At 64.3% G+C, this 12,638-nt stretch carries 10 protein-coding genes; 3 read left to right on the forward strand and 7 right to left on the reverse strand.

Annotation, left to right across the window (positions count from 1 at the left end):
* Positions 1-19 precede the first annotated feature (19 nt).
* From C1A35_RS13400 to C1A35_RS13415, 4 genes are all read right to left on the reverse strand, one after another.
* Entirely contained in the window at positions 20-2,206 is a 2,187-nt protein-coding gene (locus C1A35_RS13400; protein WP_234822864.1) for a methyl-accepting chemotaxis protein, read from the reverse strand.
* A gap of 318 nt (positions 2,207-2,524) precedes the next feature.
* Complete coding sequence (gene mcpU / locus C1A35_RS13405) at positions 2,525-4,624, reverse strand: methyl-accepting chemotaxis protein McpU (protein ID WP_104664812.1); 2,100 nt, start codon at positions 4,622-4,624, stop codon at positions 2,525-2,527.
* 357 nt (positions 4,625-4,981) lie between these two features.
* Positions 4,982-5,734, reverse strand: coding sequence for a crotonase/enoyl-CoA hydratase family protein (locus C1A35_RS13410; RefSeq protein WP_104664813.1), 753 nt, complete (start codon positions 5,732-5,734; stop codon positions 4,982-4,984).
* An 11-nt stretch (positions 5,735-5,745) separates the two neighbouring features.
* Positions 5,746-7,527, reverse strand: coding sequence for an acyl-CoA dehydrogenase (locus C1A35_RS13415; RefSeq protein WP_104664814.1), 1,782 nt, complete (start codon positions 7,525-7,527; stop codon positions 5,746-5,748).
* A gap of 289 nt (positions 7,528-7,816) precedes the next feature.
* Between C1A35_RS13415 and C1A35_RS13420 the strand changes: the two genes are divergently transcribed.
* Both C1A35_RS13420 and C1A35_RS13425 read left to right on the forward strand, forming a co-directional pair.
* On the forward strand, positions 7,817-8,806 hold the full coding sequence (locus C1A35_RS13420) for a transporter (RefSeq protein WP_104664815.1): 990 nt from the start codon (positions 7,817-7,819) through the stop codon (positions 8,804-8,806).
* An 87-nt stretch (positions 8,807-8,893) separates the two neighbouring features.
* Positions 8,894-9,328 carry a VOC family protein gene (locus C1A35_RS13425; protein WP_104664816.1) on the forward strand — a complete coding sequence of 145 codons (435 nt, stop codon included), beginning with the start codon at positions 8,894-8,896 and terminating at the stop codon, positions 9,326-9,328.
* A 129-nt stretch (positions 9,329-9,457) separates the two neighbouring features.
* Here C1A35_RS13425 and C1A35_RS13430 read toward each other — a convergent pair whose 3' ends face one another.
* Both C1A35_RS13430 and C1A35_RS35940 read right to left on the reverse strand, forming a co-directional pair.
* The gene (locus tag C1A35_RS13430) at positions 9,458-9,910 is read right to left on the reverse strand and encodes a BA14K family protein (protein ID WP_440271522.1); all 453 of its coding nucleotides are present in this window, start codon (positions 9,908-9,910) and stop codon (positions 9,458-9,460) included.
* Positions 9,911-10,019: 109 nt separating this feature from the next.
* Positions 10,020-10,211 carry a hypothetical protein gene (locus C1A35_RS35940; protein ID WP_158665064.1) on the reverse strand — a complete coding sequence of 64 codons (192 nt, stop codon included), beginning with the start codon at positions 10,209-10,211 and terminating at the stop codon, positions 10,020-10,022.
* A gap of 79 nt (positions 10,212-10,290) precedes the next feature.
* Here C1A35_RS35940 and C1A35_RS13435 point away from each other — a divergent pair, with 79 nt between their 5' ends.
* Entirely contained in the window at positions 10,291-11,442 is a 1,152-nt protein-coding gene (locus C1A35_RS13435) for a glycoside hydrolase family 25 protein (protein ID WP_199772926.1), read from the forward strand.
* 100 nt (positions 11,443-11,542) lie between these two features.
* Here the strand turns inward: C1A35_RS13435 and C1A35_RS13440 are convergent, their stop codons facing one another.
* Entirely contained in the window at positions 11,543-12,637 is a 1,095-nt protein-coding gene (locus tag C1A35_RS13440; RefSeq protein WP_104664817.1) for a hybrid-cluster NAD(P)-dependent oxidoreductase, read from the reverse strand.
* Between the last annotated feature and the right edge of the window lies 1 nt (position 12,638).

A 12,638-nucleotide genomic window follows, 5' to 3' on the forward strand; every position in this document is an offset into this window, starting at 1 on the left:
TTCTATATTCCTTTTCGGCTCATGCTGCGCGGCGGCGGTGTCCGCCGCCGCCCGCGCGAGCGCCCTGCCCGTCCGCGAGGTTGAACTGGGCGAGCAGCGCGTTGAGCGAGGCGGCTTCGGAGGCAAGGCCGTGGCTTGCCGCCGTCTGCTCCTCGACCATGGCGGCGTTCTGCTGCGTGCCCTGGTCCATGGTGTTGACGGCCGTGTTGATCTCCTGAAGACCGGTCGACTGTTCGCGCGTTGCCGTCACGATCGCGCTGACATGCCTGTTGATCTCCTGCACCTCGGCAACGATCGTCTCCAGCGCCTTGCCGGTGTCGCCAACCAGGCTCACGCCGCTCCGGACCTGGTTGCCCGAGGTGGTGATCAGCGCCTTGATCTCCTTGGCCGCCTGCGCAGAGCGCTGGGCGAGTTCACGCACTTCCTGGGCGACGACGGCAAAACCCTTGCCGGCTTCACCCGCGCGAGCCGCCTCGACCCCGGCGTTCAACGCCAGCAGGTTCGTCTGGAAGGCGATGTCGTCGATGACGCCGATGATGTTGGAGATCTCGCCCGAGGACTTTTCGATCGCGTGCATGGCATCGACGGCATTGGCAACGACTTCACCGGACTTTTCCGCACCGGCACGGGTGCGGGCAACGAGCGCGCCGACCTCCTCGGCCCGGCGGGCGGAGTCCTTGACGGTGGTGGTGATTTCCTCAAGGGCTGCGGCGGTCTCTTCGACCGAGGCGGCCTGCTGCTCGGTGCGGCGGGCAAGATCGTCGGCGGCCGAGCGGATCTCGGAGGCACCGGCATCGATGCCGCGGGCGTTGGCACCGACGGCGCAGAGCGTGTCGTGGAGCTTGGCGACCGAGTTGTTGAAGTCGGCGCGCAGGCGATCGAGACGATCGGCGAAGGGATTGTCGATGCGGTAGGCGAGATCGCCGTCGGCCAGACGGCCGAGGCCTGCCGCAAGACCGTCGACGGCCTGCTGGATCTCGGCTGCGTCGCGCGCCTTCTGCGCCTCGCGCTCCAGACGCTCGCGCTCCGACAGCGAGCGGTTCGCGTCCGCTTCGTTTTCGAGCTGCATCTTGGCGATCGTCGCATCGCGCAGGACTCGCAGCGACCGGGCAAGATCGCCGATCTCGTCCTTGCGCTCGGCTTCCGACAGGTCAACGTCGGTTTCACCGGCGGCGATCTGGCCGGTGACACCGATGACAGCAGCGACACGCTTGCGGAAGCGGCTGGCAAGCGTCCAGCCGACCAGGATCATGATGGCCGCCGCAACGGCGATGACGGCGATCGAAATCATCGCGAGCTGTGAAAGGCCGGCAAAAACGGTCGCTTCCGGAACGGAGACGACCACGTACCAGACGGTGTCCGGCAGCAGATTGACGGACACGGCGACCGCGAGATGGGCGCTGCCATCGGTGTGCTTCAACGCGAAGGCCTGGCCGGTGTGGTTCAAGAGGTCGCCCCAGCCCTCGCCTTGCAGAGGCGTGTCCTTCAGCACCTTGCCAAGCACCTTGGCGTCCGGGTGGCTGATGATGCTGCCGTCCTTGCTCAAGAGCGACACGAAACCGGTGCCGAAGGGCTTCAGCTTGGCAAGTTCGGTCGAGAGTTCGCCGAGCGCCATGTCGACGCCGACCACACCGATGAAGGCGCCGTCCTTCTTGAGCGGCACCATGATCGAGGTCATCAGCACGTCCTTGCCGTTGATCGGGTAGACATAGGGCTCGGTGACCATGTCGAGACCGGTCTTCTTCGGGATCTGGTAGTAGTCGCCGGGGCCAGGCTTGTCGTAGTCGGCGAGCGCCTCGTGGATCACCTTGTCGCCGGAGCGGGCGATATAGGGAACGAAGCGGCCGGTCGCATCATGGCCCGGCTTGCCGACGAACTCGGCATCCTTGCCGTCGAAGGCGTTGGGCTCCCAACCGGTGCTCATTCCGACGGCAAGCGGATTGTCGACGATCCAGCGTTTCATCAGGATTTCGATTTCGGCGCGCGACGGCTCGCCGGTGCCTTTCACCGCATAGAGGGCGGAGCGGATGTTGTTCGCCAGCGTCTTCCCTTCGGCGAACTTGGTCTCGACGCTGCGCGCGCTTGCAGAAGCCGCGTTGGTCATCTCGGCAATGCTGCGCTCGCGCAGTTGCTGATAGGAGAGCCAGAAGACGACGGCGGCGGTGACCATCGAGGTCAAAAGGCCGGTCATCACGATGGCGAACATGTTTCTTGCCGTTGCAGTCTTTAGGATCACCGTATGTCTCCCCTCGCGCTTCAACCGTTCCGGTCGTGCGCGGCCAAATCATCGTTTGCGAGCATTGGGACAGGTGTCTGGAACACATCGCGATGATGAATGCCTGAAGGCGACGTGCGGGGCGAAGTCATTTCGCGGCGAGGAAACGGTATGCGCGACCGCTTTATCAAAGCTTAAGAAACAAGGAGATGAATCGCGATCCTGCAGTGAAAAGCGAGAATCCTGATGCAGTGCGCAAAGAAAAGGCCCGGTCTCCCGGGCCTTCTGCTTGTCGAATAACGGCGAGGACTAGGCTGCCCGGCGACGATGGTTGGTCGCGGCCGCGTAAACCCCTTGCGTATCGCCGAGATTGAACTGGGCAAGCAGCGCATTGAGCGAGGCTGCTTCGGAGGCAAGGCCGTGGCTTGCCGCCGTCTGCTCCTCGACCATGGCAGCATTCTGCTGCGTGCCCTGGTCCATGGTGTTGACCGCCGTGTTGATCTCCTGGAGACCCGTCGACTGTTCGCGCGTCGCCGTCACGATCGCGCTGACATGCTTGTTGATCTCCTGCACTTCGGCGACGATCGTCTCCAGTGCCTTGCCGGTATCGCCGACCAGCGTCACGCCGTTCCGGACCTGGTTGCCGGAGGTGGTGATCAGTGCCTTGATCTCCTTGGCGGCATTGGCCGAGCGCTGGGCGAGTTCACGCACTTCCTGGGCGACAACGGCAAAACCCTTGCCGGCTTCACCCGCGCGGGCCGCCTCGACGCCGGCATTGAGCGCAAGCAGGTTCGTCTGGAAGGCGATGTCGTCGATGACGCCGATGATGTTGGAGATCTCGCCCGAGGACTTCTCGATCGCATGCATCGCGTCCACGGCGTTGGCTACGACCTCGCCGGACTTCTCGGCACCGGCACGGGTGCGGGCAACGAGAGCGCCGACTTCCTCGGCACGGCGGGCCGAGTCCTTGACGGTCGTGGTGATTTCCTCAAGCGCTGCGGCAGTCTCTTCGACCGAAGCTGCCTGCTGCTCGGTGCGGCGGGCGAGATCGTCGGCGGCCGAGCGGATTTCCATCGCACCGGCATCGATGCCGCGAGCGTTGGCGCCAACGGCGCAGAGCGTGTCATGCAGCTTGGCGACCGAGTTGTTGAAGTCGGCGCGCAGGCGATCGAGGCGATCAGCGAAGGGATTGTCGATGCGGTAGGCGAGATCGCCGTCGGCCAGACGGCCGAGGCCTGCCGCAAGACCGTCGACGGCCTGCTGGATCTCGGCTGCGTCGCGCGCCTTCTGCGCCTCGCGCTCCAGACGCTCGCGCTCCGACAGCGAACGGTTGGCGTCCGCTTCGTTTTCGAGACGGGCGCGTTCAACGGCATTGGCCTTGAAGACGGCGACGGCAGCGGCCATTGAGCCGATCTGGTCGGTGCGCTCTTCGCCGGGGATTTCAACGTTGTGATTGCCCGAAGCGAGCTTTTCCATCGCGCCGGTCATGTCGGTGACCGGACGGATGACCAGGCGATTGAGGAAGGTCGCGAGGAAGACGAGCATCACGCCGACCGCAAGGATGGTGGCGATGGTGGCTGCGATGCGGAACTGGTCGATCGCGGAGTAAGCGGCATCGGCGTCGATGACGAAGCCGACATACCATTCGACCGAAGGCAGACCCTGAACCGGAACGAAGCTTACCAGCATCGGCTTGCCGCCGAGTTCGGTGTTCATGATGCCCGAGCCGATAGTCGGCGTGTCGATCGGGAAAGCGTCTGCCAGCGTCTTGGTGACGAGCTTGGAATCGGGGTGGACGAGGATCTGGCCGTCCTTGCTGGCGAGGAAGGCAAAACCTTCGCCGCCGACATCGACGCCCTTGATCATCGTGACCAGTGTGTCGAGTGAGAAGTCGCTGGCCGCGACGCCATAGAGCTTGCCGTCCCGCTTGACGGGAACGGCCGCACTGATGATCAGCGCACCGCTGGAGGCGTCGACATAGGGCTCGGTCAGGACACGGGCATCAGCCTTGACGGCCTGCTGGTACCAAGGGCGCTGGCGCGGATCGTAGCCGGCCGGCATCGGGTTGTCGGGCCAGGTGATGAACTTGCCGCTTTCGTTGCCGACATAGGTCGACATGAATTCGCTGGTGAGCACGTCGTTCTTCAGGATCGGCTGGATGGCGCCGTCATCAGCGACGTTGCCGGTGGCGTCGGCCACCATCGCCGTCAGCGTGACGCGGCCGTTCAGCCACTTGGCGACGCTCTGGGCGGCCTGCGTGCCGGAGGATGAAATGTTCTCCTCGACGGCCTTGGTGGTGGTACCACGCTGCAGCGTGTCGATGTAAACGGAAAAGCCGGCAAAGGCGCCGACGACGACACAGGACGCAGCAACGAGAATGCGCGTCATGAGGTTCGATCGCTTGGACAAGATGGGCTCCCAGAAGGTGCCGGCGCTCTTTCGCCGGACACGAGCTCTTGATGATTTTCGCGCGGCATCCTTCGTCCGCCGGAAGGGCGGTGCGCAGAGGCTGACGGGAAAACGTTGAACATGCCAGAAGGCGGGGCCAGCCATGCTTCATGCGGCTGGGGCCATCCCAAAATAGGGATAGGCCTATCGCGCAGGACGCTAGCGACCGGTATTTAAGAACAAATTAAAATTGATCTATGCAAGTTCGCGATGGCGGCGGCAACGGGATCTTTACCGCCGGACGGGTAAGAGCTTGCCCCCGAATGCAAAACGGGTGCACAGCGGCACCCGTCTCACCCATCACAAATCCAAACTGGTTTAGCGGCGCATGAAGGCCTCGAAAGCGGCCCGCGCCTCGGCACTCTTCAATTGCGCGGCGAAGTGCTTCGCCTCTTCGTCGATCCGTGCCAGCACATCGCTGCGGTCACCGCGCACGAGATCGCGGGCGATGCGCAGCGCCTCCGGCGGCTTCCTGGCAAGACGGCCAGCAAGCGCCAGCGTCTCGCTCTCGACGGCATCCGCGCCGACGACCTTCCAGATCAGCCCGGCCTCCAGCGCGCCCTTGGCATCGAGCGGTTCACCGGCGGCAAGCAGTGCGAAGGCACGCTGGTGACCCATGATGCGCGGAGCGATCAGGCTCGAGGCGGCCTCCGGCACCAACGCCAGGTCGACGAAGGGCGTCTTGAAGACCGAGCGCCCGGAGGAAACAGTCAGGTCGCAATGGAGATGGATCGTCGTGCCGATACCGATCGCGAGACCATCGACGCCCGAAACGATCGGCTTGGCGGCGGTCGCGAGCGCCTTCAGGAACTCGATCACCTCCGTGCCCATGGAGCCACCCATGGCGAAGGCGAGGAAATCGGCCATGTCGTTGCCGGCCGAGAAGCACCCCTCGGTACCGAGAAATGCTGTCGCGCGCACGGCCGGATCGCTTGAAGCGACCGTCAGCGCGTTGGTCATCTTCGCGTACATGTCGCGGGTGATGGCGTTCTTCTTTTCCGGCCGGTTGAAGCGGATCACCTGGACGCCGGGATGGGCTTCCGGCCGTTCGATGAGCACGTGGTCGGTCATGGGTTTTCCTCTCAAGCCAGCACGGCGCGGGCGACAGCCAAGCTGTCGGCGCCGGTAACGACACGATCCTTCAGGGCGGCGGTTTCCGCCAGAAGGTTTTCTGCGGTGAAGCGGCAGAGCGCGATGCGCTGGTCTTGCTTGCCGTCGCCGGCTTCAGCAAGGCCGCCCTTGGCGAGGTAGGCACCGGTCAGCGCCAGTCCGAAGAGGCGTTGGTAGGCGGTGGCGCCGGCGAGCGCTTCGGCGAGCTTGCCACCGGCAACGGCTGCGATCAGCCACTCCGTCGCATCGGAAAGGTCGTCGAGCGCCGCGTCGAGACGCGCGGCCGTCTCGCCAAAACCGTCGCGGTTCGAGGCGCGAACCGTCGCAGCGATCTCGCGCAACTCGGCAATGAAGCCGCGCACATGACCACCGTCGGAAAGTGGCAGCTTGCGGGTGACGAGATCGATCGCCTGGATGCCGTTGGTGCCCTCGTAGATCGGCGCGATGCGGGCGTCGCGCAGGTAGCGGGCAGCCCCGGTTTCCTCGATGAAGCCCATGCCGCCGTGCACCTGGATGCACATCGAGGCTACATCGACGCCGGCGTCGGTCGAGAAGGACTTGGCGATCGGCGTCAGCAGGCTGGAGCGCTCCTGCCAGAACTTCACCTTTTCACCTTCGGCCACATGCCCCATGTCGACGGCGTGGGCGCAGGCATAGGAGATCGCGCGCGCGCCTTGCGTCAGCGCCTTCATCGTCAGAAGCGTGCGGGCGACATCGGGATGCTCGATGATCGGGCTCATGCCCTGTCCCGTCCAGCCGGGCGCCTTGCCCTGGGTACGCTCCTTGGCAAAGGCGATCGCCTTTTGGGTCGCGGCATCGGCAATGGCCACGCCCTGCATGCCGACGGCAAGACGGGCGTTGTTCATCATCGTGAACATGCAGGCAAGTCCACGGTTTTCCTCGCCGATCAGGTAGCCGATCGCGCCCTTTTCGGCGCCGAACCTGCCGTCGCCATAGATCATTGTGCAGGTCGGCGAACCATGGATGCCGAGCTTGTGTTCGAGCGAATGGCAGAAGAGATCGTTGCGCTCGCCGAGCGAACCATCCGATTTGACCATGAACTTAGGCACGAGGAACAGCGAGATTCCGCGGGTGCCCGCCGGCGCATCGGGAAGTCGGGCGAGAACGAGGTGGATGATATTGTCGGTGAAGTCGTGTTCGCCCCAGGTGATGAAGATCTTCTGGCCGAAGATGCGGTAGGTGCCGTCGTCGCGGCGCTCGGCACGAGTCTTCAGCACCCCGAGGTCGGAGCCGGCATGCGGCTCGGTCAGGTTCATCGTACCGGTCCATTCGCCGGAAACCATCTTCGGCAGGTAGGTGGCCTTGAGCGCCTCGGAGCCATGCTTTTCCAGCGCCTCGACAGCACCCATGGTCAGCGTGGGGCCGAGCGCGAAAGCCATGGAGCCGGCGTTCCACATCTCCATGGCGGCGACATGCAGCATGTGCGGCAGGTTCTGGCCGCCGAATTCTTCCGGCGCCGTCAGCCCGTTCCAGCCGCCGGCAATCCAGTTGTGATAGAGGTCGCGCCAGCCGTCCGGCGTCTCGACCTTGCCCTCGACCAGGCGCGAGCCCTGTCTGTCACCGATATCGCCGAGCGGCGCGACTTCGTCCGTCGCGAATCGGCCGGCTTCCGAAAGAATGGCATCGACCAGGTCTTCGCCGAGTTCGCCGAGCGCGCCCGATTGCAGCGCGTCGCCCATGCCTGCCACGTGCTTCAGCGTGAACGCGATCTCGTCGACGGGTGCCTTGTACATGATGATCCTCCCAGATAGCCAGGTCGCGCCGGGCGCAGCCTCGTTGCGCGGAACACTATTGATTTTTACGTAAACGTCAACGTCAATTGCCGCACGCATCCCGAACGTCAGGCTACCGCTGCCTGTAACAAAACTGTCATCAACGGCGCATAGAAGCCAAGGCAGACAGGGCCGCGCGCGGTTGCTGGACGCGCGAAGGTCACTGTAGCACTTTGAATGGCTGCATGTTCCTCCCTCCGATCGCCGCCAATGGAAGGGAACTGCAGTGGACCCTGGCCAAGGCGTTCAGATGAACCTGATTTCCCCCGAAATTCCCGGCATCGTCTGGGCCTATCGTTTCCTGCCGGGCGAAAGCCGCTGCCAGCGCATCGCCACCGACGCCTCGATCGACAGCCTGCTTGAGGGCGAAGGATGGGTCTGGGTTCATCTGGCGCTCTCCGATGCGCGAACGCCCGCGCTCATCGAGCGGATCGGCAACCTGCCGCCCCACGCCGTTGCCACACTGACGAGCCACGACACGCAGGCGGCGATCACGGTCTCCGACGATATCGTGCACGGCACCCTTGTCGATTTCGAGCGCACCTTTGACGCGGTGACGAAGACGATCGGCTGGCTGCATTTCGCCGTCAGCGACCGCATCATCATCACCACGCGCCTGCATCCGTTGCGCAGCATCGACCGCGTCAAGGCAGCGGTGGAAAAGAGCACGAAATGCGCACGTCCGATCGACCTCTTCGAGATGATCGTCGTCGAATTCCAGCGCACGCTGATTTCGCTGGTTCTGGAGCTGACCGAGGATCTGAACGTCATCGAGGACCATGTCTACGGCGAGGCGGGGCACCGGCAGCAGCCGGGGCTTGCGCCGCTGCGCCGGACGGTGGTGCGGCTGCACCGGCACCTGCGCACGATCCTTGCGCTTCTGCGGCGCGCGGGCGCATCGGACGAGGATGAAGTGCCGCCCGGTTTCATCGATGCCGCCGAGCGGCTTTCCGACCGGCTCGAAGCGGTCGATCGCGACGTCTTTGCGCTGCAGGAACGGGCGCGGCTGCTGCACGAGGAGATCGACAGCAAGATCTCGTCGGAGACCAACCGGCATCTCTACATCCTGTCGCTGATGACCGCCTTCCTCTTGCCGCCGACGCTCGTCACCGGCTTCTTCGGCATGAACACCGGGGCGCTGCCCTTCGCCGACGGCACCGGCACGCTCTATGCGGCGCTGTTCATCGCGCTCTCCATGGGTTTTGCCTGGTGGATTCTCCGGCGGATCGGCATTCTCTGAGACGCCGTTCGGAACTCTCCCCAAGCGTTCGGTGTTGATTGGAGCGACGTCCCCGTAGACCGGAACGACACCGTGGAGATTGGAAACATGGCGCTCAAGCGAATGGACAACATAGGCATCGTCGTCGAAGACCTCGAAGAGACGGTCGATTTCTTCCGCGAACTTGGCCTTGAGCTCGAAGGGCGGGCGACGATCGACGCGGAATGGGCCGGGCGTGTCACCGGGCTCGGCGATCAACATGTCGAAATTGCCATGATGCGCACGCCGGATGGCCACGGCAGGCTCGAGCTTTCCCGCTTCCTCGCACCACCAGTCGTCGCCGATCACCGCACTGCCCCGGTCAATGCGCTTGGCTACCTTCGCGTCATGTTCGCCGTCGACGACGTCGACGAGACGCTCGAGCGACTCCGCAAGCGCGGCGCGCTGTTGGTCGGCGAAGTGGTCCAGTACAAGGATGCCTATCGGCTTTGCTACATCCGCGGTCCCGAGGGCCTGCTCATAGGGCTCGCCCAAGAACTTTAGCCACTGCAGGACAAGTTCTCGCGAGACACGGCGCAATCATCGGCCAGCCCATCGCTCGCGGCTATGGCGGCCTCAATGATCGCAGGCGAAAAAGGGCCAGGAGCGGAAACGCCCGGCCCTGCCTCCCCTTTAGCTATAGGGCGAATAGCACTGGCGGCGAGGGCCGCCATAGGGCTGATAGGTATTGTCGTAGGCCCGGTATGAGCGGTAGCGGTCGTAGCACCACTGCACATGGCGACTGCCATAAACGGGGGCAGGACGCGTGTAGCGCGGCGGCTGAGCGATCGCTCCACCGATAATCACTCCGGTGCCGAAGGCTGCCATCGGATACCACCAGCCATTGTAGTAGCGATAGCCCGGGCGGCGATAGTTATAACCACGGTAGCCATTGTAGTAGTAATAGCCGCCACGACGCTCCATGCCCGGCCGGCGATACTGGACGTTCTGCGCGTCGCTCTGTCGCTCGACGCGCGGCGGTGTCGGCGTGAAGGCCTGCGTCGGGGCGGCCGACGTCACCAGCACCGCCGCCGCGACGGCCATGGAAAACCACCTGATCATCCCGGACTTCAGCAAATACGTCATCAAATCCCTCCATCACCGAAAGCATGTTGCGCGGCCCGGTTTCCAGCAGCCGCGACATTTCAACCTCTGCATGATTTCACCCGAACCGAGGCCGATACGGGTATGTCCCTCAGCCGGGAAATCCGAAATCGACCGGTAACGCATAAGTCACCGGTTTTGTTCCATCTTCCGCCTCCCACGGGGAGCGAGCGACGCCGTCCGCGATGTTGCTAGCGAATGCGCTGCCGCATCGCCGACCGGCAATCGTCACAGCACGAACAAGAAAGCGATTGCTTATATACAGCCGCAGGTCGGTATACATTCGCGCGCCGCTCCCGCACAGTCCCGCACGGGGGCTGGGATTTACGATGCGTTAACGATACTGTCGGCAATCTCAGAGAATGGCAAAGCGGTGTATCTCCACGACAGGGATGATTCTGCGCCTCGCGACCTTCATCGGTCTGGCTTTCGCGGCGGCGATCGCACGCGCCGGTGAACTGGAGCCCTGGAAGACCAAGTCGAACGCCATCATCGTCGATGCCTACGAGATGAACAGCATCGACTGGGAGACGATGCTTGAAGACAAGCGCGTTTCCGGCTTCATCGCCAAGGCCTCCGACGGCCTGCCCGAAAGCTTCTCCTGCACCGGCGACCACAACGGCGACACCTACGCCCACTGCAAGACGATGTGGCGCAAATACGCCGTCAGCCGCGAGCTCTACCAGACGCGCCGGATGATCGCCCGCTCGCACGGGCTGCTCTGGGGCGCCTATCATCTCGCCCGTCCCGGCAACCCCGTCGACCAGGCGAACCATTTTCTCGACTATGCGGAGCCGCGCGACGACGAGCTGATGGTGCTCGATATCGAGGGCATCGACCGGGAAAAATACATGTCGCTCGAGGATGCCGCCATCTTCGCCGGGCACATCAAGACCCGGACCGGGCGCTACCCGATCCTCTACACCAACCACATTACCGCCAAATACATCGCCGCGCACCGCGCCAAGCACCGGCTGCTGTCGCGCCTGCCGCTCTGGTACGCCCGTTACAAGCCGGATATCCGCCAGGTCTTTCCCATGGGCAACTGGGACAGCTACGCGCTGTGGCAGTTCTCCTCGGGCATCAACTGCGGCAAGCGGCGCTGCCCCTACCGCGTGCCTGGAACGCTCGACGACATCGATGTGAATGTGGCCGCGATGTCGCCGCTGGCGCTGAAGGCGATCTGGGCGCAGGGCGCCTTGCTGCCGGAAAAACCGCTGCCGCTCACTCTCGTCGCCGAGGCCGAGCGGGGAACGGGCGTGTACGCGGCCGCACGGGCGACCGCAATCTTCAGCGCGCCGCTGCTCGTCAGCCGGGCCGACGCCACGAGCCGCGCCGGCAGCGGCGTCGACATGCTGGTGACCGGCTCGATCGATTTCGCCCGTCAGGAGCGCGCCCTGCAGGTGGCGATTGCCGGCAAGGAGACCGCACAGGGCGCATGCCCGAAAGCGGCCGCCGGTACCGATGCGCCCGGAGGCGTTTCGGCCAATCCGATCGCCTGCACCGCGCCCTAAAGCATCTTAAGTGTGCAGCGGCTTGCGGTAGCGCATGCACAAAACAAGAGCCTAACGCCCGGCGCGTGAACCTTTTTCACCCGCCGGCGCTAGCGTCTCTTCACGCCTCGATCTGGACGTCGCCGAGCGGTCGCGAGCAGCAGGCGAGGATGTAGCCCTCGTCGATCTCGTCGTCGAGAATGCCGCCATTGTGGTTCATCTCCACCTCGCCGGCGACCTTCATCACCCGGCAGGTGCCGCAGATGCCGCCTTCGCAGGCGGCGCCGATCCGGACACCATTGGCGCGTGCTGCCTGGAGGATCGTCTGGCCGGGCTTGGCCTCGATCTCCTTGCCGCTCATGGTGAAGGCGATCTTGGCCGCCTGGACGTCGCCGTCGTCGCCGCCACCGGCGCGCACGGCGATCTCCTCCGCGGCGGGTGCCGCCGCCGGCTGGAAGCTCTCTTCATGATAGCGGCTCATGTCGAAACCGGCCGACGTCAGCATCTCGCGCACACCGCGCATGAACGGCTCCGGACCGCAGCAGAAGACGGTGCGCTCCATGTAGTCCGGGGCAAGCAGCGGCAGTTTGGCGCCGTCGATGCGGCCGCGCAGGCCGTGCCAGCCGTGGCGCGCCTCGTGCCCCTCGACGATGAAGCCGAGGTTCAGCCCGGACATCTGGGTGGCCAGAACCTCCAGCTCCGAGCGGAACAGCAGGTCTTCCGGTCGGCGCGCACAGGAGATGAAGGTCACATCGGTTTCCGGCACGCAGTCTGCCATCCAGCGCGTCATCGACATCATCGGCGTGACGCCGGAGCCCGCCGAGATGAACAGATACTTGTCGCCGGGATGGCGCACGAAACTGAAATCGCCGAGCGGACCGAAGGCGCGGAGCTTCATGCCTGGCTTCAGGTGCTCGAACATCCAGCGCGTGCCGATGCTGTCGACCTGTGCCTTCACCGTCACGGCGATCGAGAGCGGCCGCGATGGCGTCGATGAGAGCGTGTAGGTGCGCATCACCGGCTCGTCGGCGACCGGCAGTTCGAGGGTGACGAACTGGCCGGGCAGATAGCGGAACCAGGCCGGCTTTTCGGCCCGGAAGGTGAAGGTCATGACATCGGCGGTTTCGACCACCGCCGACGTGCATTCGAGCATCTGCTGCCGGTCGATCCAGACATGCAGCGCATCGAAGTGATGGAAGGAGGATGCCATCTGCATG

It is taken from the genome of Ensifer adhaerens (assembly GCF_002940685.1).
In the GTDB taxonomy this organism is placed as follows: Bacteria; Pseudomonadota; Alphaproteobacteria; order Rhizobiales; family Rhizobiaceae; genus Ensifer; species Ensifer adhaerens_E.